The organism is Saccharothrix sp. NRRL B-16314, from assembly GCF_000716595.1.
GTDB lineage: Bacteria > Actinomycetota > Actinomycetes > Mycobacteriales > Pseudonocardiaceae > Actinosynnema.
In genome coordinates this window covers 256,569-278,003 of record NZ_JNXC01000006.1, presented here as the reverse complement: position 1 = coordinate 278,003, position 21,435 = coordinate 256,569, and the positions used below count along the sequence as shown (strand labels likewise).

General features: G+C 71.6%; 19 protein-coding genes. 9 read left to right on the top strand and 10 right to left on the bottom strand.

Features of this window, described 5'->3' with window-relative positions:
• Positions 1–75 precede the first annotated feature (75 nt).
• From vanH to vanX, 3 genes are read left to right on the top strand one after another with little or no spacing between them, the layout of a single operon-like run.
• A complete protein-coding gene (vanH, locus tag OQ02_RS13455) occupies positions 76–1,026 on the top strand; it encodes a D-lactate dehydrogenase VanH (protein ID WP_442973612.1) in 951 nt (316 codons plus the stop codon).
• Positions 1,023–2,063, top strand: coding sequence for a D-alanine--(R)-lactate ligase VanA-Sc (gene vanA-Sc, locus OQ02_RS13450; RefSeq protein WP_033438682.1), 1,041 nt, complete (start codon positions 1,023–1,025; stop codon positions 2,061–2,063). The genes vanH and vanA-Sc overlap by 4 nt, the downstream gene beginning before the upstream one ends.
• Entirely contained in the window at positions 2,060–2,668 is a 609-nt protein-coding gene (gene vanX, locus OQ02_RS13445) for a D-Ala-D-Ala dipeptidase VanX (RefSeq protein WP_033438681.1), read from the top strand. Before vanA-Sc ends, vanX begins: the two co-directional genes overlap by 4 nt.
• Here vanX and OQ02_RS13440 read toward each other — a convergent pair.
• Both OQ02_RS13440 and OQ02_RS13435 read right to left on the bottom strand, forming a co-directional pair.
• A complete protein-coding gene (locus tag OQ02_RS13440; RefSeq protein WP_033438760.1) occupies positions 2,644–3,759 on the bottom strand; it encodes a sensor histidine kinase in 1,116 nt (371 codons plus the stop codon). The two genes, vanX and OQ02_RS13440, sit on opposite strands and share 25 nt — an antisense overlap.
• Entirely contained in the window at positions 3,752–4,447 is a 696-nt protein-coding gene (locus OQ02_RS13435) for a response regulator transcription factor (protein ID WP_033438680.1), read from the bottom strand. The genes OQ02_RS13440 and OQ02_RS13435 overlap by 8 nt, the downstream gene beginning before the upstream one ends.
• A gap of 257 nt (positions 4,448–4,704) precedes the next feature.
• Between OQ02_RS13435 and OQ02_RS13430 the strand changes: the two genes are divergently transcribed.
• The 3 genes from OQ02_RS13430 (at position 4,705) to OQ02_RS13420 (ending at position 9,915) form a co-directional block, all read left to right on the top strand.
• Positions 4,705–5,097 (top strand): M15 family metallopeptidase, encoded by a 393-nt coding sequence (locus OQ02_RS13430; RefSeq protein ID WP_231499999.1) that lies wholly within the window; start codon positions 4,705–4,707, stop codon positions 5,095–5,097.
• A 186-nt stretch (positions 5,098–5,283) separates the two neighbouring features.
• Entirely contained in the window at positions 5,284–8,514 is a 3,231-nt protein-coding gene (locus OQ02_RS13425; RefSeq protein WP_033438678.1) for a GH92 family glycosyl hydrolase, read from the top strand.
• Positions 8,515–8,724: 210 nt separating this feature from the next.
• Positions 8,725–9,915: an extracellular catalytic domain type 1 short-chain-length polyhydroxyalkanoate depolymerase gene (locus OQ02_RS13420; protein WP_231499998.1), complete on the top strand. Its 1,191-nt coding sequence runs from the start codon at positions 8,725–8,727 to the stop codon at positions 9,913–9,915.
• Here OQ02_RS13420 and OQ02_RS13415 read toward each other — a convergent pair.
• The 4 genes from OQ02_RS13415 to OQ02_RS13400 form a co-directional block, all read right to left on the bottom strand.
• Positions 9,864–10,256, bottom strand: a complete 393-nt coding sequence (locus tag OQ02_RS13415; protein WP_081915587.1) for an HNH endonuclease — start codon at positions 10,254–10,256, stop codon at positions 9,864–9,866. The genes OQ02_RS13420 and OQ02_RS13415 overlap by 52 nt on opposite strands.
• Before the next feature lie 29 nt (positions 10,257–10,285).
• On the bottom strand, positions 10,286–10,855 hold the full coding sequence (locus tag OQ02_RS13410) for a hypothetical protein (RefSeq protein WP_033438677.1): 570 nt from the start codon (positions 10,853–10,855) through the stop codon (positions 10,286–10,288).
• A gap of 413 nt (positions 10,856–11,268) precedes the next feature.
• Complete coding sequence (locus OQ02_RS13405; protein WP_033438676.1) at positions 11,269–11,979, bottom strand: anti-sigma factor; 711 nt, start codon at positions 11,977–11,979, stop codon at positions 11,269–11,271.
• Positions 11,966–12,562 carry an RNA polymerase sigma factor gene (locus OQ02_RS13400; RefSeq protein ID WP_051772248.1) on the bottom strand — a complete coding sequence of 199 codons (597 nt, stop codon included), beginning with the start codon at positions 12,560–12,562 and terminating at the stop codon, positions 11,966–11,968. The genes OQ02_RS13405 and OQ02_RS13400 overlap by 14 nt, the downstream gene beginning before the upstream one ends.
• A 161-nt stretch (positions 12,563–12,723) precedes the next feature.
• Here OQ02_RS13400 and OQ02_RS13395 point away from each other — a divergent pair, with 161 nt between their 5' ends.
• Complete coding sequence (locus tag OQ02_RS13395) at positions 12,724–13,548, top strand: DUF4397 domain-containing protein (RefSeq protein WP_033438675.1); 825 nt, start codon at positions 12,724–12,726, stop codon at positions 13,546–13,548.
• A complete protein-coding gene (locus tag OQ02_RS13390) occupies positions 13,545–14,195 on the top strand; it encodes a class F sortase (protein WP_033438674.1) in 651 nt (216 codons plus the stop codon). Before OQ02_RS13395 ends, OQ02_RS13390 begins: the two co-directional genes overlap by 4 nt.
• A gap of 244 nt (positions 14,196–14,439) precedes the next feature.
• On the opposite strand, the gene OQ02_RS13385 is transcribed toward OQ02_RS13390, so the two are convergent.
• A complete protein-coding gene (locus OQ02_RS13385) occupies positions 14,440–14,784 on the bottom strand; it encodes a helix-turn-helix transcriptional regulator (protein ID WP_033438673.1) in 345 nt (114 codons plus the stop codon).
• Positions 14,785–14,972: 188 nt separating this feature from the next.
• Between OQ02_RS13385 and OQ02_RS13380 the strand changes: the two genes are divergently transcribed.
• On the top strand, positions 14,973–15,890 hold the full coding sequence (locus OQ02_RS13380; protein WP_033438756.1) for a TerC family protein: 918 nt from the start codon (positions 14,973–14,975) through the stop codon (positions 15,888–15,890).
• Between the two features lie 149 nt (positions 15,891–16,039).
• Here OQ02_RS13380 and OQ02_RS13375 read toward each other — a convergent pair whose 3' ends face one another.
• From OQ02_RS13375 to OQ02_RS13365, 3 genes are all read right to left on the bottom strand, one after another.
• Positions 16,040–17,218 carry an MFS transporter gene (locus OQ02_RS13375; RefSeq protein ID WP_033438672.1) on the bottom strand — a complete coding sequence of 393 codons (1,179 nt, stop codon included), beginning with the start codon at positions 17,216–17,218 and terminating at the stop codon, positions 16,040–16,042.
• Positions 17,215–17,991, bottom strand: coding sequence for a DeoR/GlpR family DNA-binding transcription regulator (locus tag OQ02_RS13370; RefSeq protein ID WP_033438671.1), 777 nt, complete (start codon positions 17,989–17,991; stop codon positions 17,215–17,217). The genes OQ02_RS13375 and OQ02_RS13370 overlap by 4 nt, the downstream gene beginning before the upstream one ends.
• A 117-nt stretch (positions 17,992–18,108) precedes the next feature.
• Positions 18,109–21,414: a S8 family serine peptidase gene (locus OQ02_RS13365; RefSeq protein WP_033438670.1), complete on the bottom strand. Its 3,306-nt coding sequence runs from the start codon at positions 21,412–21,414 to the stop codon at positions 18,109–18,111.
• Between the last annotated feature and the right edge of the window lie 21 nt (positions 21,415–21,435).

Sequence of the window (21,435 nt, the reverse complement as noted above, 5' to 3'; positions counted from 1 at the left end):
CGCGAACCGGCACGAACAGCGCCCCCTCGCACCCGATCGCCGGCGACGTCCGCCCTGACCGCCCCGGTCACGGGGATCACGATCTACGGGTGCGGTCAGGACGAGGTCGTCCTGTTCCGGCAGCTGGCGCCTCGCTTCGGCGTCCTGCCGACCATCACCGAGGCCGCGGTGTCCGAGGCCAACGTCGAACTGGCACTCGGGCAGCGCTGCATCAGCATCGGCCACAAGACCCGAGTCGAGAACGCCACGCTCCTCGCACTCAGCCGGGTGGGCGTGGAGTACGTGTCGACGAGGAGCATCGGGTACAACCACATCGACGTGGCATACGCGGCGAGCGTCGGCATCTCCGTCGGCAACGTCGCGTACTCGCCCGACAGCGTGGCCGACTACACGCTGATGCTGATGTTGATGGCGGTGCGCCACGCGAAGTCGATCGTCCGCCGCGCCGACGTCCACGACTACCGACTGGATGACGTGCGCGGGAGAGAACTGCGCGACCTGACCGTCGGAGTGGTGGGAACGGGGCGCATCGGCACCGCGGTCATCGACCGCCTGCGAGGTTTCGGCGGCCGAGTCCTGGCCTTCGACACCCGTCCCCGGGCTTCCGCCGATTACGTCCCGCTCGACGAATTGCTGCGGCAGAGCGACATCGTCACGCTCCACACCCCGCTCACCGCGGACACGCACCACCTCCTCGACCGCCGGCGCATCGGGCACATGAAGCACGGCGCGATCGTCGTGAACACCGGGCGCGGGTCGCTTCTCGACACCGAAGCCCTCATCCCGGCACTGGAAAGCGGCAGGTTGGGAGGGGCGGCGCTGGACGTCCTGGAAGGGGAGGAAGGGATCTTCTACGCCGACTGCCGGAACAGGCCGATCGGGAGCGAGGCGCTGTTGCGGCTGCAAAGGCTGTCGAACGTGCTCATAACCCCGCACACGGCCTACTACACGGACCACGCACTGCGCGACACCGTCGAGAACAGTCTCATCAACTGCTTGAACTTCGAGAACGGGAAAACGGCATGAACAGGCTGAAGGTCGGCATCATCTTCGGGGGCGCGTCCGAGGAGCACCCCGTCTCGGTCAAGTCCGCGCAAGAGGTCGCCCGGAACCTCGACGCCGAGAAGTACGAGCCGCTGTGGATCGGGATCACGCGGTCCGGCGCCTGGAAGCTCTGCGACGGTCCTGGCGCGGGGTGGGAGAACGGCGACGCCCGTCCGGTCGTGCTGTCACCCGACCGGAGCGTCCACGGGCTGCTGGTGCTGGGGGAGGGGGACTGCGAAGCGATCCGCCTGGACGTCGTGCTGCCCGTCCTGCACGGCAGGTTCGGCGAGGACGGTGCGATGCAGGGCTTGTTGGAGCTCTCCGGCATCCCCTACGTCGGCTGCGACGTCCAGAGCTCCGCGCTGTGCATGGACAAGTCCTTGGCCTACGCCGTCGTCAGGAGCGCGGGAATCGCCACGCCGACCTTCTGGACGGTCACTGCGGACGAGAACCCCGATCCGGACCGGTTCACCTATCCGGTCTTCGTGAAGCCCGCCCGCTCGGGGTCGTCCTTCGGCGTCGGCAAGGTGTCCCGCGGAGAAGAGCTGCCGACCGCGGTGAAGGCGGCCAGGCAGTACGACTCGAAGGTGTTGATCGAGGAGGCGGTCGTCGGGAGCGAGGTCGGCTGCGCGATCCTGGGGAACGACCCGGACCTGGTCGCGGGCGAGGTGGATCGGATCGCCCTGTCCCACGGCTTCTTCCGGATCCACCAGGAGGACGAGCCGGAGAGCGGGTCCGAGAACTCCACACCGGTCGTTCCCGCCGACATCCCGGCGGCGGCGCGCTCGCTCGTCCAGGAGACGGCGAAGGCCGTGTACCGGGCCTTGGGCTGCCGTGGACTGTCGCGAGTGGACATGTTCCTCAAGCAGGACGGGACGGTGGTGCTCAACGAGGTCAACACCCTGCCGGGCCTGACTTCGTACAGCCGGTACCCGAGGATGATGGCCGCCGCCGGGTTGTCGCTCGGCGACGTGATCGACCGGGTCGTCTCGTCGGCCTTGGCGGGGGACGCCCGGTGAAGGACGACTTCGTGTTCGTCGACGAGCTCGTGCCCGGCCTTCGCTGGGATGCCAAGTACGCCACCTGGGACAACTTCACCGGCAAACCGGTGGACGGGTACCTGGCGAACCGGATCGTCGGCACCCGGGCGCTCTGCGCGGCCTTGGAGAGCGCCCGGGACAAGGCCGCGACCCTCGGCTTCGGCCTGCTCCTCTGGGACGGGTACCGCCCTCAACGGGCCGTGGACTGCTTCCTGCGCTGGTCGGCCCAGCCGGAGGACGGCCGGACGAAGCTGCGGCACTACCCGAACATCCACAGGTCCGAGATGGTCGACAAGGGTTACGTGGCCGCGAAGTCGGGCCACAGCCGAGGCAGCACCGTCGACCTGACGCTCTACCACCTGGCCACCGGTGAACTCGCCGCGATGGGCGGTGGCCACGACCTGATGGACTCGATCTCACACCACGGGGCAGCGGGCACCACGCCGGTCGAAGCGGAGAACCGCCGACACCTCTGCTCCGTCATGGAGTCCTGCGGGTTCGACCGGTACGACCGCGAGTGGTGGCACTACACGTTGCGGGACGAACCCCATCCGCACGACTACTTCGACTTCCCCATCGCGTAGTCGGTGGCCGCGGCGGGCAGTCGCACCGTGACGCGAAGCCCTCCGCCGGTCCGCGGCGTGATGGTGAGGGTCCCGTCGTGGGCCTGTGCGATGCTCTTGACGATCGCCAGGCCGAGGCCGACACCCGCGTTGTGGGTGCGTACGCGCTGGGTGCCGCGCTGGAACGGCTCGGTCAGGGTGGACACCAGCCGGGGTGCGAGCTCGTCGCCGGTGTTCTCGACCGAGAGCACGACGGTCTCGAGGTCGACGCTGGTGGTCACCCACACAGCGCCCTGTTCGGGCAGGTTGTGCACGATCGCGTTGTGCACGAGGTTCGTGGCCAGCTGGAGCAGCAGAGCGTGCGAACCGGTCGTGGGGGCGATGTCGCCGGTGGTGTGGATGGTGAGGCCGTGCTTCTCCGCGAGGGGGAGGAGAGTTTCGGCGGCTTCTTCCGCGACGAGGGACAGGTCGACGTGTTCCCGGGTGAAGGACCGCTGGTCGGCGCGGCTGAGCAGGAGCATCGCCTCGGTGAGGTCGATCGCGCGGGTGTTGACGGCGCGGAGCGCGTCGACCAGTTCGCGGGAGTGGCTGTTCGGATCGTTGCGGGCCACGTCGAGGAGCGTCTGCGTGATCGCCAGCGGGGTGCGCAGCTCGTGTGAGGCGTTGGCCGCGAACCGCTGCTGCTCGGCGACGTGTGCTTCGAGCCGCGAGAGCATGGCGTCGAAGGCGTCGGCGAGTTCGCGGAACTCGTCCCCCGGGCCCGGCAGCCAGATCCGGTGGGAGAGCGACCCGTCCGCGGCCCGGCGGGTGGCGTCGGTGATCCGGGCCAGGGGCGCGAGCATCCGACCGGCGAGGAGCCACCCTCCCACGAGGCCGAACACCAGCAGGAACACCAACGCCGCGGTGGCCTTCGGCGCGAAGGCGTCCCAGAGCTCGGACCGGTCGGGGCCGGTGAGGACCAGCCGGTTGGGCGGGCGCGTCACGGACTCGGGCACGTAGCGCAGCAGGAACACCCACACCACCGCGAGCAGCAGCGCTCCCGCGATCATGAGGAACCCGGCGTAGCTGAGGGTGAGCTTGAGCCGGACGCTGAGACCGGGCTGCCTATCCACGGTCACCTGCCTGGTCCGCGGTGTCAGCTCCGGTGTCGATGCGGTAGCCGACGCCCGCGACGGTGGCGATGACCCAGGGCTCGCCGAGCCGTTTGCGCAGGGCCGAGACGGTGATCCGCACGGCGTTGGTGAACGGGTCGGCGTTCTCGTCCCACGCCCGTTCCAGCAGCTCCTCGGCACTCACCACACCGCCCTCGGCGGCGACGAGGACTTCGAGCACGGCGAACTGCTTCCGCGTGAGCCCGACGTAGCGGCCGTCGCGGAAGACCTCCCGGCGGAACGGGTCCAGCCGCAGGCCCGCGATCTCCAGCACCGGTGGCCTGTTGTGGGCCCGCCTGCGGTCGAGCGCCCTGAGCCGGAGCACCAGCTCCCGCAGCTCGAACGGCTTGGTGAGGTAGTCGTCGGCGCCGAGCCCGAAACCGGTGGCCTTGTCGTCGAGGCGGTCGGCGGCGGTGAGCATGAGGATCGGCATGCCGCTGCCGGACGCGACGATGCTCTCGGCGACCTCGTCACCGGACGGCCCGGGGATGTCGCGGTCGAGGACGGCGATGTCGTAGGAGTTGACGCTCAGCAGCTCCAGGGCGGTGTCGCCGTCACCGGCGATGTCGGCGGCGATCGCCTCCAGGCGGAGCCCGTCACGGATGGCCTCTGCCATGTAGGGCTCGTCCTCGACGACCAATATGCGCATGCTCCGATGCTACGAGCCGGTCCATATCGTCGGCATATCGAGAACCTCATACGTGTCGGCAACGCCGCGCTGATTTGACTGCACGCATGCCTTACATCGAACCAGGAAGCAGGCCCTACCGCGCACCGGCACGAACAGCGGCCCGTCGCACCCGATTGCCGGCGTCCTCATTCTCGTCGGACGTCCGGCGCGTTCTCGGAAAGGCGCACGGCGCGGTTCCCGACCCGGTGTCGGTCTTCGACGACGGGGTTCCGGCCGTGGTCAACCTCGATCCAGGCCTGCTGGGCGCCTTGCGCCGAGCCGCGACCGATGCCAAGGACGACGGGGTCGAGTTCTTCGTCAACGGCGGCTGGCGTTCTCCGGAGTACCAGGATCAACTATTGCGCGACGCCGTTTCCCTGTACGGCTCGGAAAAGGAAGCAGCCCGGTGGGTGGCCACTCCGGAAACGTCGGCCCACGTGTCGGGGGACGCGGTCGACATCGGGCGTTCCGATGCCAGGGCGTGGCTTTCCGAGCACGGCGCCGAGTACGGGTTGTGCCAGATCTACCGCAACGAACCCTGGCACTACGAACTGCGTCCCGGAGCGATCCACCTCGGCTGTCCGCCGATGTACGACGACCCCAGCCATGATCCGAGGATGCGGCGGTGACCCGGACACTGCGGACAGTTCGGACGGAGGGGTGGCCGCGGGCCGTGTGCCGGCCCGCTCGCCGGATTTGACCGGTCAGGGTGGTCGTGGGGTCTGGACTGGCGGGCCGTCGTGCGTCAGAGTCGGGGCGGTGATCGGGCGATCGGATCACCTGACAACGTTGTCACCCCAGAGAGGTCCTTGCCGATGCCGCTCAGACGAGGCAACCCACTGCTGCTCGCCGTCGCGCTGGTGCTCGTCGGCGCACCGCTCGCCGCGACGCCGGCGGCGGCCCAGCCCGACGACGTCGACCCGACGACCCTGGTGAACCCGTTCGTCGGCACCCAGAACTTCGGCAACACGTTCCCCGGCGCGAGCATGCCGTTCGGCATGGTGCAGGTGAGCCCGGACACCGGCGGCCAGGGCGGCTACGACTACCAGCAGCAGGAGATCCACGGCTTCAGCCAGACGCACCTGTCCGGCGTCGGCTGCGGGGTCGCGGGCGAGCTGCCGGTCATGCCGACGACCGGCCCGGTGGACAACGTTGACACCGCCCGCTACCGGTCGAAGTACTCGCACGCCGACGAAGAGGCGCGACCGGGCTACTACCGCGTCGGCCTGTCCCGCTACGGCGTGGACGCGGAGCTGACCGCGACGCCCCGCACCGGCTGGCAGCGCCACACCTTCCCGGCCGGAGCGCAGGCGAACGTCCTGTTCAACACCGGCAAGGCGAACCAGCAGGTGCTCGATTCCGAGGTGCACGTCATCGGCGACCGCACCATCGAGGGACGGGTGCGCGCCGGCCGGTTCTGCGCCGGCCACGACGAGCACACCACGTACTTCACGGCCACGTTCGACCGGCCGTTCGCGAGCTTCGGCACGTGGCGCGGCACCACCCGCGCGCCGGGGGTGCCGGACGCGGCGGGTCAGGGCGGCAACGGCGCGTGGGTGACCTTCGACGCGACCGCCGACCGCGACGTGGTGCTCAAGGTCGGCCTCTCGTACACCGGCATCGAAGGAGCCCGGAAGAACCTCGCCGAGGAGACCGGCGACTCCTACGACTTCGACGCCACGAAAGCAGCTGCGCACCAGGCCTGGGTGGAAAGGCTGAACTCGATCCGGGTCGACGGCGGCGCGCCGGAACGCCGGGTCGCCTTCTACACCGCCCTCTACCACTCGCTGCTGCACCCGAACCTCGCCGGCGACGTCGACGGCCGGTACATGGGCTTCGACGGGAAGCCGCACACCGCCGAGGGGTTCACGCCGTACCAGAACCTGTCGCTGTGGGACACCTACCGGCCGCAGAACCAGCTGCTGGAGCTGCTGGAACCCGAGGTCGCGCGGGACGTCGCGCTGTCGGTCGTGGCGAGCGGTCGTGACGGCGGGTGGCTGCCGCGCTGGGCGCTGGCGAACAGCGAGACCAACATCATGACCGGCGACCCGGTGACGCCGTTCCTGGTCGAGGCGTGGTCGAAGGGCCTGCTCGCCGGGCACGAGGAGGAGGCGTACGAGCTGCTGAAGCGCAACGCCACCACCGTGCCGCCCGCCGACTCGCCGTACAACGGCCGGTCCGGCGTCGAGTTCTACGGCGACCGCGGCTACATCCCGTCCGGGCTGCGGCTCGGCACCGACTGCGCGCACAAGGGCGGCGACAACGACTGCGTGCACCCGGCGTCGGCGACGCTGGAGTACGCGGCGGCGGACGCGTCGCTCGCGGTCATGGCGGAAGGCCTGGGCAAGCGGGACGACGCGCGCGTGTTCGCCGACCGCGGGCAGTGGTACCGCAACCTGTGGGACGCCTCGACCGGCCACTTCCGCCCCCGCACGGCCGAGGGCACGTGGGTGGCGCCCTACAACCCGGTCGACGCCGGCCACCAGTTCCACGAGGGCGGCGCGTTCCAGTACCAGTGGCTGGTGCCGCAGGACCCGAACGGGCTCGTCGAGCTGATGGGCGGGCGCGCGGCCACAGAGGACCGGCTCGACGCGTTCTTCGCCTACGACAAGCTGCTCGCCGACCCGGTGAAGACCGTGCGGGAGGACTGGATCACCCAGCCCTACGACTACTACGGCAAGCCCACGTACAACCCCAACAACGAACCCGACCTGCTCGCGCCGTACTTCTACCTGTCGACGCGCACGCCGGCGAAGACCGCGACCGTCGTGCGGGCGGCGATGACGTTGTTCACCACCGGTCCGGACGGCATGACCGGCAACGACGACCTGGGCACGATGTCGGCCTGGTACGTGTTCTCGTCGCTGGGCCTCTACCCGACGATGAGCGGTGGCGACTTCCTGGCCCTGTCCAGCCCCCAGTTCCCGGGCGCGACCGTCCGGACCGGACAGGAAACGCTGACCATCACCGCGCCCGGCGCGAGCGACGCCAACCGGTACGTCCAGCAGGTGTCGTTCAACGGCCGTGACGTGCGCAAGACGTGGCTGGACTGGGACGACGTCGCCGGCGGCGGCACGTTGGCCCACCGGCTCGGCACCAGGCCGTCGTCCTGGGGCACCGACCCCGGCTCCGAGCCGCCCTCGATCAACCGCGCGCGGCCCGACGACCGGCGGCACGTCGACGCGTCGCTGCGGCAGTCCGCGGCGGTCGTGCCGACGGCGGACTCGCCGCAGACGGTGCCGCTGACGCTGGACGTGCTCGCCCAGGCGCCCGGCGCGGTGCCGGTCCAGGTGACGACGGAGGTGCCGGCCGGCTGGTCGGCGCCCGCCACGCCGCCGATGGTGATCAAGTCGGACCGGCTGCCGGCTCAGCGGTCGGTCGAGGTCGTGGTGACGGTGCCCGCCGGCACGCCGATCGGCCGGTACCCGGTGCGCGTCACCGTGCAGGGGTCGAACACCGTCGTGCGCGAGGCCGTGGTCGAGGTGCGGCAGGCGGCGACGTGCGCGGTGGCGGGCGACCAGTGCGCGGTGGACCTGTCGCGGGAGCTGAACCACGACGGCGCGGCGACGGTCGCCGCGTCCGGTCAGGGCAACTTCGACGGTCAGGGCTGGAGCTACGACGCCGCGTTGCTGCCCGCCGCCGGTCCCGTGTCGTGGGGTGGCGTGACGTACCAGGCACCGGACGCGACCGGCACGGCCGCGAACTTCGTGGAAGCGCGCGGGCAGGCCATGCTGCTGCCCGCGGGCGAGCACGGCGCGCTGCGGATCGTGGCGGCGTCGCACAACGGCCCGGTGACCACGGCCGTGACCGTCCGGTACGCCGACGGCACCACCGCGGAGGTGCCGATGACGGTCGGCGACTGGGCCGGTTCCGGTGGCACGGTGGTGCTGGACATGCCGCACCGCATCAAGGCGGGGCAGGGCGTGGACGGTCCGCCGGTCCGGTTGTTCGGCCTGTCCCTCCCGCTCGACCCGGCGAAGACCGTGCACTCGGTGACGCTGCCCGACGACCCGCGGGTGGAGGTGTACGCGATCACGTTGGCCTGAGGGTTCGGCGCGTCAGGGGCGGGCGTCTTCGGGCGCCCGCCCCCGCGTCGGCGGGCAATGCGCGAACCGGCGAGCGGGTCGATGTGCCGGGATCACACTCCGGCGCCGCGAAGAGTGGGTGCGTCCGCCACGGCCGTGGATCGCGGCGGTTCCTAGCATCGAGGCATCCGTGTGACCGCTGTCACTCCGTCCTCGTCGTGGAGGTTCGCCGTGCCCGATCGTCACCCCGTCGTCGGTAGCCGCGGTCCCGCCGCGGCGCTCGTCGCCACGCTGGCCGTCCTGGTGGTCGTCGCCCTGTCAGTGGTGAGCACGTCGCGGCCCGCCCGCGCGGCCACGCTGCAGGAGGTGACTGGCTTCGGCACGAACCCCGGCAACCTCCAGATGTTCCGGTACGTGCCCACGGGCCTGGGCAGCGGACGGCCGGTGGTGGTGGCGATGCACGGCTGCACGCAGAACGCGTCCGGCTACGCCAACGGGACCGGGTGGCAGGCGCTGGCCGACCGGTGGCAGTTCTCGGTGGTGTTCCCGCAGCAGAAGTCCCAGAACAACGCCAATTCCTGCTTCAACTGGTTCGAGCCGGGCGACACCCGCCGCGGCTCCGGTGAGGCGTTGTCGATCAAGCAGATGGTCGACCGGGTGAAGGCGGACATCGGGTCGACGTCGGCGTACGTCACCGGTCTGTCGGCGGGCGGCGCGATGACGTCGGTCATGCTGGCCACCTACCCGGAGGTGTTCTCCGGCGGGGGAGTGGTCGCGGGGCTGCCCCACGGCTGCGCGACCACGGTGTCCTCCGCGTACACCTGCATGAACCCCGGCGTGAACCTGACCCCCGCGCAGTGGGGCGACCGGGTCCGGGCCGCGGCCGGCTACACCGGCACCCGCGCGAAGGTCTCCATCTGGCACGGCACCTCCGACAACACCGTGCGCCCGCTGAACGCCACCGAGCTGGTGGAGCAGTGGACCGACGTCAACGGCACCGACCAGACGGCCGACGTGCGCGACACGGTCGCCGGTTACCCGCACCGCGTCTACGGCGGCACGGTGGAGGTCTACGACATCACCGGCATGGGCCACGGCCAGCCGGTCGACCCGGGGACGGGCGCCGGGCAGTGCGGCACGGCCGGGGCCTACATCCTCGACGTGAACATCTGCGCGGCGCACCACATGGCCCGGTTCTGGGGACTGGTGGACGGTTCACCGACGTCCACGAGCACCACCACGTCGACGCCGCCGTCGCACACCGACACCGCCCGCGGCACGCCGACCGACCACTACGTCGCCGGCCGCGTCGACGTCAACGAGTACAACACCCTGGGCGCCAGGTACGGCTACAACTCCGTGATCACGCTTTACCGCTGCGGTGTGGACTGGACCGACAAGCCGGACTGCTCGCCGATCTGACCGAGGCCCGGCAGCGTCGCCCCGATCTCGGCGTGGCGGAGCAGGAACCCGCCCTCGTCGAGCTTCTTGCGGCGGAGCCACGCGGTCACCTCGGTGTTGCACTTGCTGGCGTTGCACGAACGGCACGCGGGGACCACGTTGTCCAAGGTGTAGCGGCCACCACGGGAGATCGCGAGCACGCAGTCCCGCTGCAACGGTCCGTCGTTCGCACCGCAGTAGGCGCAGCCACCCCACGCCGACTGAAGCGCCTGCCACTGCGCGTCATCGAGGTCGTGCTCCACCCGACCCATCCGGCGCTTCCGCCGGCGTGCGGCTCGAACCCGGCGGCTCGCGTTCACCATCGCGCCACTGTACGACCTCCGCTATCGCGTCACGGCGCGAAACGGCGAGGCACCCGGGCGACCTGGGAGACCAGTGCTGCCCGGCGCGACCACCTGCGCACCCGCAGCAGGTAGAGGCGACGGGTCAGCGGCCCGCAGAGCACGGCGACGACGTCGGCCGAACGGGGGCGGACGCCGAGGCGCAGCAGCGACCGCAGGTGCGCGACCGTCGTGCGCTCCGGATCACCGCCCCGCTGGAACCGCCGCCACTCGCGCGCCTGCGCGAGGTCGCCCGTTGCGGCGAGCCGCACGGCGAACGCCAGGCGCGCACGCCGCACCGGCACCGACGCGTCGGGGTCCTCCAGGTCGAACCGGCGGTTGACCGGGTCGGCGCAGAACCGGTGCTCCGGCCACGTGCCGGCGGCGGCGCGACCGGAGGATGCCGGCGTCGAGGGGACCAGGGACGCCGCCGGGTGAGCGGCGGGCCAACCCTGCGCGACCTCCAGCCCGCACCACCAGCACAGCGCTCCCGGTTCCACCGCGGACAGCGCCCGGCTCGGCGGCAACGCCTCCCGGCGGTGCGCGGGCGAGGAAGTCGTGATGTGGACGGCGAACTCCATGACCGAAAGCTACCGCCGCTCGGCGGCCCGGACGTCCACGATGATCGTCACGGGCCGGAAGTTCGGCAGAGGTGATCGGCTCTACCGATCACCTGCCGTCCACCGTGGACCGTTCGTCACCGCAGATCACTCGCCCACCGCGCCGGCGGGTTGCGACGCGGGGCGGCCCAGTCGTTGGCGACACCCTCGGCGAGCACCATGGCGAACGCGATCGCGCCCAGCAGCCACCAGCTTCGTGGACGGCTTCGCCACCGGGGTGGACGGCGCGGTCCCCTCCGGCTCGGGCACGTCTCAAGCACCACCTGTTCCCACACATGCCACGCCCCCGACCTGCGCCGCGCACAGCCCGTCGTCGAGGACTCCTGCGCACGGCACGCCATCCGTGGACCTCGGCTGACCGGTACGCTGCCTGGTCACGTGAGATTGCCCTGGAGCATGCTCACTCCGTGCTCCTGCTGACCGAGGCGCTGCGCCGAGACGTCCACGATCGGGTAATCCGCCAGGTCGATGGAGTCGGGCACCGCCACGTCCGCCTGCCCACCGGTGAGCACGCCCAGCGGGATCATCGTGTCGGCACCGTCGTAGAGCCAGATCTGGTAGAGGCCCTCGGGCGCGGGCATGCCGTCCATGCGGAGCCGGAGCACCACCCGATCGCCCGTGCGCACGACCCGTGCCTCGCCGTCGGCGCTCTGTGGCGCGGACGGCAGGCGGTCCAGGTCCGCGCGGGCGATCACCTGCTCGGCAGGCTCGGGCAGCGGCCTGGGCATCGCGGCCAGGTTCACCGCGACCGCGCCGCCGGCGCCCAGCACCGCTGCCGCCGCGGCGACCGCCAGCAAGCGCGGGCCAGGGCGGCGCCTCGTCGGCGACGGCACCACGGGCGGCGGTGTGGCGGCCGGCTCGCCGTCCTGACCGGTCTCGGCGGCGATGCGCTCCCACACCGACTCCGACGGGGACTGCAGGTGGCGCTCGTGCCGGGTTTCGCGGCCGAGGGCCGCCACGTCGCGCAGCGCTCGCAACTCCTGGGCGCACGCCGCGCACTCGCGCAGGTGATCGGTGTCCTCGAACGTTTCGGTGAGATCACCGATCGCGATGAGAGTCAGTCGTTCGAGGTCAACGTGCCGCACGGTCGACCTCCCATCGCTTGCGCAGCCGGTCCACGCCCCGCCGCAGGTGGCTCTTGACCGTCCCCAGCGGTAGGCCGGTCCGTGCCGCGATCTGCTGGTGGGTGAGATCATCGTAGAAGGCCAGCACCAGCACCCTGCGCTGCTCCGCCGGCAGGGTCGCCAGTTCGTCGAGCACGACGAGCCGGTCCAGCACCCGGTCGGACCGGTGCTCGGCCGGTTCCTGGTGAACCGGTCCGCCGATCGAGTGAAGCACGCGCGTCACCTGTTCGTGCCGGCCGCGAGCGCGCAACAGGTCCACGGCCCGGCGGCGCGCGATGGTGAGGAGCCACACCAACAGGCTGCCCTTGCCGGAGTCGAACGTGTCCCGCGCCTGCCAAGCCGACACGAACGTCGTCTGCACGACGTCCTCGGCGTCGTGCACGTTGCCCAGGCTCGCCCGGGCCACGCGCATCACCGCCGGCCCGTACCGGTCGTAGACCGTTCGGAGCGCTCTCGGCTCGCCGGCCGCGAACCGCACCGGCAGGTCGTCATCTGTCCCGGCGGTCTCACCGCTGGGCGGCAGCGCGGTCACAACCGCAACCATCGTCGCACCACCTGACCGATCCTCAAGCCTGTGCACCGGGTGTGCATGACGGACCCACGAGAGTGGTTCGCTACCGCGGTGCGTTCCGGATGCGGTGCATCCACGGCAGGGTCGGCGGTCGTATCGGTGGATGTCCTGCTCGTTGATTCTCTGGAGCAACCATGAAGACAGCGATTCCCCGCGTCCTGGCCGCAGCCGCGCTCGTTCTGGGCACGACCGTCGGCGCGGCGCCCTTCGCGAGCGCCGCCGAGGTGTCGATGGTGTCGGTGGTGCACGGCATCCCCGGCCAGCCCGTCGACGTCTACGTCAACGGCGCCAAGACACTGGACAAGTTCGAACCGTCAACGGTCGCCGGTCCCCTGGAACTGGCCGCCGGCACTTACGACGTGGCGCTCACCAAACCCGGTGAGCCGGTCGGGAGCGCCATCCTGCGCAACCAGGCCCTGTCCGTGCCCGGCGGGAAGAACCTCAGCCTCGCCGCCCACCTGGATGCGGCGGCCAAGCCGGCCCTGACCGCGTTCGTCAACGACACCGCGGCCGTCGCGGCAGGCCAGGCCAGGCTGATCGTGCGGCACGCTGCCGCTGCCCCGGCGGTCGACGTCCGCGCGGGAGGGAAGCCCGTGTTCACCGGTCTGACCAACCCCAAGGAGGCAAAGGCCGACCTGCCCGCCGGTGCGGTCGAGGCGGACGTCGTGCTGGCCGGTACCAGTACCGTCGTCCTCGGGCCGCAGTCGGTCAACCTCAAGGCGGGCAGCGCCACGATCGTGTACGCGATCGGTTCAGCGGAGGGCAAGACGCTCGGCCTGGCCTCCCAGGTCGTCGACGGCCTGGGCGGTGCGCCCACCGGCATGCCGGCCGGTACAGGTGGCGCCGCCGACACGAGCGCGCCGTGGCCACTGCTGAGCGGTTTCGCCCTGCTGCTCGTCGCGGCGACGGCAGCCCTCCGGCGGCGCTCGGCCCGCCCGGCGGGGGACGTGGCGCGATGAGGCGCGTGGGTGGGTTCGCCGCCGTGCTCGTCCTGGCCGGCGTCCTGATCGCGGTGTGGTGGACCGGACGACCGGCCCCCACCGTCGGAGCGCAGGCAGTGCGAGCACTCCAGTCCGCGAGCCCACCCACGCCCGCGTCGGCGCCGTTCGGTGCACCGGCCGTGCCGACAGTGGCGGCCACCGTCCCGACCCCGCAGCCGGTCACGGCGCCCCGCACTCTCACCCTGCCCTCCCTGGGCGTGACCGCCGCGGTCGAGCCCACCGGAGTCGATGAGCGCGGCGAGTTCGCCGTCCCCCCGTCGGTGGACGTCGTCGGCTGGTACCGGCTCGGACCCGGCCTCGACGAGCCGACCGGGTCCGTGGTGCTCGGCGGCCACGTGGACAGCGCCACCGACGGTCCCGGCGCGTTCCGCCGCCTGGCCGAGCTCGAACCGGGTGACGAGGCGCTGGTCACGGGGCAGGACGGCGGAGAACGCCGGTACCGCGTCGTGGCCCGTGAGCAGCGCCCCAAGCAGGATCTCGACCTCGCCCCCTACTTCGCACGCGACGGCGCGCCGCGGCTGACGCTGTTCACCTGCGGCGGCGACTTCGACAGCGGCGCCCGGTCGTACTCGGACAACGTGATCGTCACGGCGGTTCCCGTCTGACGACCGGCGTGACCACGCGCTTCGACCTGCGCATCACACCGCGCCGGCAGCGGTCGGGCGCGGACCACCTGCTCTGCACCAGGCCAAGGCCGAGTTCTTCCGGATGCTCGGCCCCTCGGTGCGCATAAGGCTGCTCGAACTGCCTAGGACGGCCTCGAACCGGTGCGCGACCTCTGTCGACAAGGGATCTCCGGCCGCGTCGTCGGCGTGGCGGTCCGGTCGGGACTCCGTTGTGGACTCGCGGTCAGGACAGCTCCCGCCCGCCCTGCCGCCCGGTCGGGAGGGACTGGTTGTCCAGGCCGAGGGCGGCGATCAGATCCGCGACGCGGTGGTGCGACTCCATCGGGTGGCGCAGGTGTCCGTCCGGGTTGATCCGGTAGTGGTTGCGGCGACCGAGCTTGGTCCGCTCCACGTAACCGCCCTCGATGAGGTCGGTGACGATGAGCTGCACGGCCCGTGTGGTGATGCCGACCTTGTCGGCGATCACCGGGAGCGTCTGGTCGCCGTCCGAGGCGAGGTACAGCAGCACGTGGGCGTGGTTGCTCAGGAACGTCCAAGTGGTGCCGCGGTCATCGTGATCGGGCCGCATGGGTTGAAACACTAGACCGCTTGACAGACGAACTCCAGTTCGTCATTCTGGTGGGGCGAAGGGGAGTACCCGATTCACCCGGATCGTCAATACGGCAGGCCCCGTGGCCCGCCCGGTCCCGGTGACGTCCGCGTCGGGCGTGGGGAGACCTTCGGTTCACGGACGATGAACCGGAGGTGCACCGGATGCTGTACGTACCCTTGTGGGCTTGGGCCGCCGTGCTGGGCGTGATCCTGCTGATGCTGGCCGTGGACCTGTACGCACACCGTGGCGCGCACGTGGTGGGCGTGCGTGAAGCCGCTGTCTGGTCGGGTGTGTGGGTGGCGCTCGGCTTGGCGTTCGGCGCGGTGGTGTGGTGGGCGTGGGGCGGCGAGTTCGCCGGCCAGTACTTCGCCGGGTACGTCATCGAGAAGTCGCTGGCCGTCGACAACGTCTTCGTGTTCGCGATCATCTTCAGCTACTTCGCCGTGCCCCGCGAGCACCAGCACCGCGTGCTGTTCTACGGCGTGCTGGGCGCGCTGGTGTTCCGGGCGGTCTTCATCGCCGCCGGGTCGGTGCTGATCGCGTCGTTCGCGTGGATCCTCTACCTGTTCGGCGCGTTCCTGGTCTTCACGGGCATCCGGATGGCGCGGCACCGGGAGGAGACGATCGACCCGGAGCGCAGCGTGGTGCTGCGGCTGTTCCGCCGGTTCGTTCCCGTGACCGACGGCTTCCGCGGCGGGCGGTTCCTGGTCCGCGAGGGCAGCAGGTGGGTAGCCACCCCGTTGCTCGCCGTGCTGGTGCTGGTCGAGGTCACCGACGTGGTGTTCGCGGTGGACAGCATCCCGGCGATCTTCGCGGTCACCCGCGAACCGTTCCTGGTGTTCACGTCGAACGCCTTCGCCGTCCTGGGCCTGCGCGCGATGTACTTCCTGCTGGCCGACCTGATGCATCGCTTCGTGTACCTCAAACTGGGTCTGGCGCTGGTGCTGGTGTGGGTGGGCGTGAAGATGCTGCTGCTCGACCTCTACAAGATCCCGACGTGGTTCTCGCTGGCCGTCGTCGCCGCGATCCTGACCGTCACCGTGGTCACCAGCCTGCGGACCACCCGCACCACGATGAGGTGAGGGCGGGGTACGGCCGGCTGCGGTGTCACGTTCGGCGGTCGACGTCGAACGGGGTGGACCGACCGAGGCGGTCGCTGGTGCTGGTGAACGCGTGCTCCGAGGCGTGTGCGGCGGTGGCGCCGGCGCCGGCCGCTCCGGTCCGACCGTGATCAGCGGCCTTGTAGCACAACGGGTTCGGGTCGCGGCGCCAGGACGTTGGCGAACACCACCCCGAGCAGGCACAGCGCCACCGGCACCAGGAACGCCACGTTCAGCGGGATCCAGTGGGCCAGGCCGCCGATCAGCGCCGGACCGGCCAGCAGGCCCACGTAACCGAGGCCGACGACCCGCGCCATCAACGCGCCGGACGACCGCTTGTCCAGGTTGCCCGCCGCCGAGAACAGCTGCGGCACGCTGCCGGACAGACCGAGACCGAACAACGCCCACCCCGCGAACGCCAACGGCACCCAAGGCGAGAACACCACGAGCGTGAGCCCGGACGCGGCCAGCGCCGCCCCGTACCGCACGATCGCGACCGGCCCGACGATCGCCGCGACCCGGTCGGTGGCGAACCGGCCGATCGTCATGGCCACCGCGAACGAGCCGTAGGCGAAGGCCGCGGTGCTGGTGGACGTGCCCAGGACGTCCTCGGCGTGCAGGGCGGCCCAGTCGTTGGCGACACCCTCGGCGAGCATCATGGCGAACGCGATAGCGCCCAGCAGCCACACCAGCTTCGTGGACGGCTTCGCCGCCGGGGCGGACGGCGCGGTCTCCTCCGGCTCGGGCACGTCGGCGTCGATCAGGAACCGGCCGGTCAGCAGCGACACCACGATCGTGAACACGCCGCAGGCGCTCAACGTCACCGCCGTCGGCACCTCGGCGCCGAGCGTCGCGGCACCCACCAGGGCGGCGAACGCGCCGCCGATCGACCACATCGCGTGGAACGAAGCCATGATCGGCCGCGGGTAGGCGCGTTCCACGACCACGGCGTGCGAGTTCATCGCCACGTCGATCGTGCCGTTGCCGAAGCCGAAGAACAGCAGGGCCAGGCCCAGTCCCCACCAGGACTCGGCCAGGCCGGGGAAGAACAGGGCGGTGCCGAGCAGCACCCCCGCCGCGGGCAGGAGCTTGCGCTGGCCGAACCGGTCGGCGAGCGGACCGGCGACCTGCATGCCGGCGAACGCCGCCGCGCCGAGCACGAGCAGCAGCCCGCCCAGCGCGCTGTGCGAGATGCCGGTGGCGCGCTCGACCTCCGGGATGTGCACCACCCACAGGCCGACGGCGAACCCGTTCAGGGTGAAGTAGATCCACGTCGCGACGCGGGCGGCGCGCGGCAGGGCGGGCGTCACAGGTTCTCCAGTGGTTCGGCGACGTGCACGAGCACCCCGCGTTCGGCCAGTTCACGGCGCACTCCGGCAGGGGCGCTCGGATCGGTGACCAGCACGTCCGGCCGGTCGGCGGGGCAGACGTGGGCGAGTGCGGTGCGGTCGAACTTCGTGCCGTCGGCGAGCACGATCGTCCGGCCGGACACGGCCATCGCCTGCTGCTTGACCTCGGCGTCGGCGAGGTTGTGCGCGGTGAGCCCGGCTTCCAGGCCGAACGCGCACGGGCTGAGCACGGCGACGTCGAAGCGCAGCGCCCGCAGCGACGCCAGCGCCAGCGGGCCGACCATCGCCAGCTCACCGGGCCTGGGCTCGCCGCCGGGCAGCAGCAGCCGCACCTCGGGCGCGTCGAGCAGTTCGCGCACCGCGTGCAGGGACAACGGCATCACGGTGACCGCACGGCCGCGCAGCAGCTTGGCCACCTCGACCGCCGTCGTGCCGCTGTCCAGCACGATCGTCTCGCCGTCCCGGACCAGTTCGACGGCGGCTGCCGCGATGGCGCGCTTCGTCGCGGTGGCGGTGGCCGCGCGCGCGGTGAACGGCGGCTCGACGCCCGCCGGGCTGAGCGGCACGGCCCCGCCGTGTATCCGGCGCAGCACGCCGCTCGCCGCGAGCAGGTCGAGGTCGCGGCGGATGGTCATCTCCGACGCCCCGGTCGCCTCCGCCAGTTCCGCCACCGCGACCTGCGCGCCGGAGCGGAGCCGATCGACGATCACCCGGTGCCGGTCGGTGCTCTTCACGCGAACAACAGTCGCAAAAAATGTTCGTTCGAACAAGAGGGATGTGCTTATGGTCGCTCTTGGTTCGAGCCGGCGGCACCGCGCACGCAGGTGGTGCGCGGTGCCGCCGGCTACCCGCTAGCCGGTGAGCGTGTACGCCCGGATGATCGTTTGTTCGACAGCGTTGCCGTCGCTGTCGGACGCGACCGCCTTCAGCGAGACGGAACCGGGGCCCGGCGGGTGGAACAGCACCACCGCCTGCCACGACCCCCAGCCGGTGGTGGTCGCCGGTCGCCACGTCCCGCCGTCGTCGTACGACACCTGGACGGACAGGGGCCGCAGGGTGCCGAACGAGGCACCCGCCTGCCGCTGCACGGACACCGGGACCGTGAACAGGCGGCCGGACTTGGCCTGGTTGTGCTCGTCCAGGTCGGGCGCGAACCGCACCGCCATCAGCGGCAACGCCGCCGGGGCCGTCCCCGCGACGTGACCCGAGCGGAACGTCCACGCGGCGGTGACGTCGGTGGACACCGTGGCGACGGTCTGCGCGTGGTCGGCCTCCAGGCGGTAGGTCGACTCGCCCGCGGGCACCGTGAAGCTGCCGGCGGTGCCGGACGTGCCGACCGGTTGCCCGTCGCGGAACAGCCTGGTCGGCCCGGTCTGCTGGTACGCGATCCCCGAGTGCGCGGCGCCCTGGTCGGTGAACAGCCACAGGTTGTAGTCGATCGTGTCACCGGTCCGCCTGACGTGCGGCCCGCGAGCCTGGAGCACCGGGTCGTCCGCGAAAGCCGGACCGAACACGCCGGTGTTCCAGCGTTGGACGCGGTGCTCGCCGGGCTGGAACGTGACGGGCGCGCCGGCGATCCTGGCCAGTGGGAAGCGGTGGACGCCGGGGGTGGGCGGCGGTGGCGTGCCGTACAGGTAGAGGGCGGGTGACCAGGCCACGCCGGGGGAGTAGCGCTCGGTCAGGGTGGCCGGGGTCTCCAGGTCGACCAGGAAGTCCTTGGACGCCCACTGCCCGGGTGCGGACGCCGCGATCCGGGTGTGCTCGGTGGCGAGTTCGCCGTCCCCGACCCGGCGCACCAGGTCGGCGGGCACGCGACCGTCCTCCGACCACTTGACGTGGTACAGGTACGGGCTGCCGGTGAAGCCACCCGCGCCGTCCGGTCGCGCGGCCTCGACCTGCACCGACGAGGTGAACTGCCCGGACGGCGCGCTGGTGGTGGACGGGCGCACGTACATGCGGTCCGGGTTGCCGGAGACGATGAACCCCGTCGGCCCCCACTCCGCGGTGCGCAGCGACGACACCTCGCCGCGAGCGGTGGCGGCGTCCGGCTCGTCCAGTTCGACACCGACCGGCCGCGCTTCCCTGGCGTCCAGCACGACGGTCGCGTCGCGGTCGACCACGAAGGTCGGCTCCACGACCAGCGAGTGGTTCCAGGTGCCTTCGAACGACGTGATCAGGGCGTCGAGGAAGTGCGTGCCCGCGGGCAGGCGCGCGACCGCGGTGCCCGACTCGTGGTACGGGACGACCTCGGCCTGCACGGCCAGGTCGACGAAGCGGACGAAGTAGTCGGGGGTCGGGTTGCCCGCCCGGTCCAGCACGGTCAGCGTGACGTCGTAGCTCTCGGGCTCCAGGGTGACGGCGAGCGGCGTGCGGACGGTGGTCGGTCCGCCGGTCGCCACGACCCGCCCCTCGTAGGCGCCGGGCGGTGCCGGAACCGAGGTGTCCGCGGTCAGCACGACGGCGACGCTGCCTCCTGCGGGAACGGTCACGGCGGTCCGGTCGAGGGTGAACACCCCGGCCGGGACCGGTGCGCCGTCCGGGCCGCGCACGTCCACCGACAGGTCGAGCGCGACCTGCTCGGTGCCGGTGTTGCGGTAGGTGAGCGTGGTCGGCAAGGGCCGGTCGTCGTCGTGCGGCCACGGGACGACGCCGTGGCCGATGCTCGCCGGGGTGGCGTGGACCTGCTGCGCGACCGCGCGGGCCACGTCGACCCGTCCGGCCCCCTGCTCGTGCACGCTCAGCCCGTCCTTCGGCGTGGCGCTGCCCATCAGCACGGGTTTCAGCTCGTCGGCGTCCCACTCGGCGTGCCCGCCGGCGAGGAGGGCGGCGGCGCCGGCCACGTGCGGCGTGGCCATCGACGTGCCGGACAGCGCCACGTAGCGGCCGTCGACCACCGGGTGTTGGCCGACCAGTTCGGAGCCGTCCGCGAGCGGTGCGACGATGCCGACGCCGGGCGCGGTGATGTCCGGCTTCACGGCGTTGTCTCCGGTCCGGGGGCCGCGACCGGAGAAGGTCGCCAGGGTGTCGTCCCGGTCGACCGCCCCGACGGTGAGCGCCGCGTCCGCCGCACCGGGGCTCTCGACGGACTGCTCGAAGGGCCCGCTGTTGCCGGCGGCGACCACGAACAGCGTGCCGGTCTCCTCGGTGAGCCGGTCGACCGCCTGCGACATCGGGTCGGTGCCGTCACCCGGCCGGCCGCTGCCCAGGCTCACGTTGACCACGTCGGCGTGCTGCGCGACCGCCCACTCCATGCCCGCGATCACCCACGACTCCTGCCCCTGGCCGTCGTCGGCGATCACCTTGCCGTCGAACAGCTTCGCGTCCGGCGCCACCCCTCGGTGTCGGCCACCGGAGGCGGCGCCGTTGCCGGTGACGATGCCCGCCACGTGCGTGCCGTGCCCGATCCGGTCACCCGCGCCGCTGCCGGTGAAGTCCTGCGCCCCCACGACCGCGTCGGCGAGGTCCGGGTGCGCGGCGTCGACGCCGGTGTCCAGCACCGCCACCGTGGCGCCGGCACCCGTCAGCCCCGCCGCCCACGCCGACGGTGCGCCGATCTGCGGCACGCTCCGGTCGAGGCTCGGTCTCACCGGGCCGTCGAGCCACACCTCCGTGACCCCGGCCGCGAGCGTCTGCGGGTTCGCCCCGGTCACCGAACCCCAGAACAGCGAGGTCTCCGCCTTGGCCACCTCGACCGCGGTGGCGCCCAGACTGGGCAGGTGCACCTCCTCCCGCGCGGCGGCCACGCTGGTCCGCGTGCCAGGGGCGTGCGTCACGACCAGCGGCACGGTCGTCCGGTTCGCGTCGTCATAGCCGGCGCCGGCCAGCAGCGACACGTCGAACAGCCTCTTGTCGACCCGGCCCGCGGCCACCAGCGGCGCCGCGTCGCTGGGGATGACGTGCACCGCCCCGGGCCCGACGTCGCGGGTGAAAGTGATGCCGGACCGGCCTTCGCCCGCGATCACCTGCACGACCTGTTCGTCGCCGGCCGGCCCGTCGAGCAGCACCCGATCCCCGGTGACCAGGGTGAGCCACCGGTGGTTCACCGTCCCGAGCCCGGTCGGCGGCGTCTCCGCGGCGGCGTCGACCGGCGGTGTGGAGATCGTGCCGACCACGGCAGCCGCGACCATCGTGACGACCGCGGTGGTCGACCTGCGCATCCCATGTCCCAACGTCGTCCA

Bases quoted from the DNA above. Each gene is read 5' to 3' on its own strand.
- OQ02_RS13415 (WP_081915587.1), bottom strand. From the start codon at position 10,256: ATGGTGAACGCGAGCCGCCGGGTTCGAGCCGCACGCCGGCGGAAGCGC.
- OQ02_RS13390 (WP_033438674.1), top strand. From the start codon at position 13,545: ATGAGGCGCGTGGGTGGGTTCGCCGCCGTGCTCGTCCTGGCCGGCGTC.
- OQ02_RS13395 (WP_033438675.1), top strand. From the start codon at position 12,724: ATGAAGACAGCGATTCCCCGCGTCCTGGCCGCAGCCGCGCTCGTTCTG.
- vanA-Sc (WP_033438682.1), top strand. From the start codon at position 1,023: ATGAACAGGCTGAAGGTCGGCATCATCTTCGGGGGCGCGTCCGAGGAG.
- OQ02_RS13385 (WP_033438673.1), bottom strand. From the start codon at position 14,784: ATGCGGCCCGATCACGATGACCGCGGCACCACTTGGACGTTCCTGAGC.
- OQ02_RS13410 (WP_033438677.1), bottom strand. From the start codon at position 10,855: ATGGAGTTCGCCGTCCACATCACGACTTCCTCGCCCGCGCACCGCCGG.
- OQ02_RS13435 (WP_033438680.1), bottom strand. From the start codon at position 4,447: ATGCGCATATTGGTCGTCGAGGACGAGCCCTACATGGCAGAGGCCATC.
- OQ02_RS13400 (WP_051772248.1), bottom strand. From the start codon at position 12,562: ATGGTTGCGGTTGTGACCGCGCTGCCGCCCAGCGGTGAGACCGCCGGG.
- OQ02_RS13425 (WP_033438678.1), top strand. From the start codon at position 5,284: ATGCCGCTCAGACGAGGCAACCCACTGCTGCTCGCCGTCGCGCTGGTG.
- OQ02_RS13365 (WP_033438670.1), bottom strand. From the start codon at position 21,414: ATGCGCAGGTCGACCACCGCGGTCGTCACGATGGTCGCGGCTGCCGTG.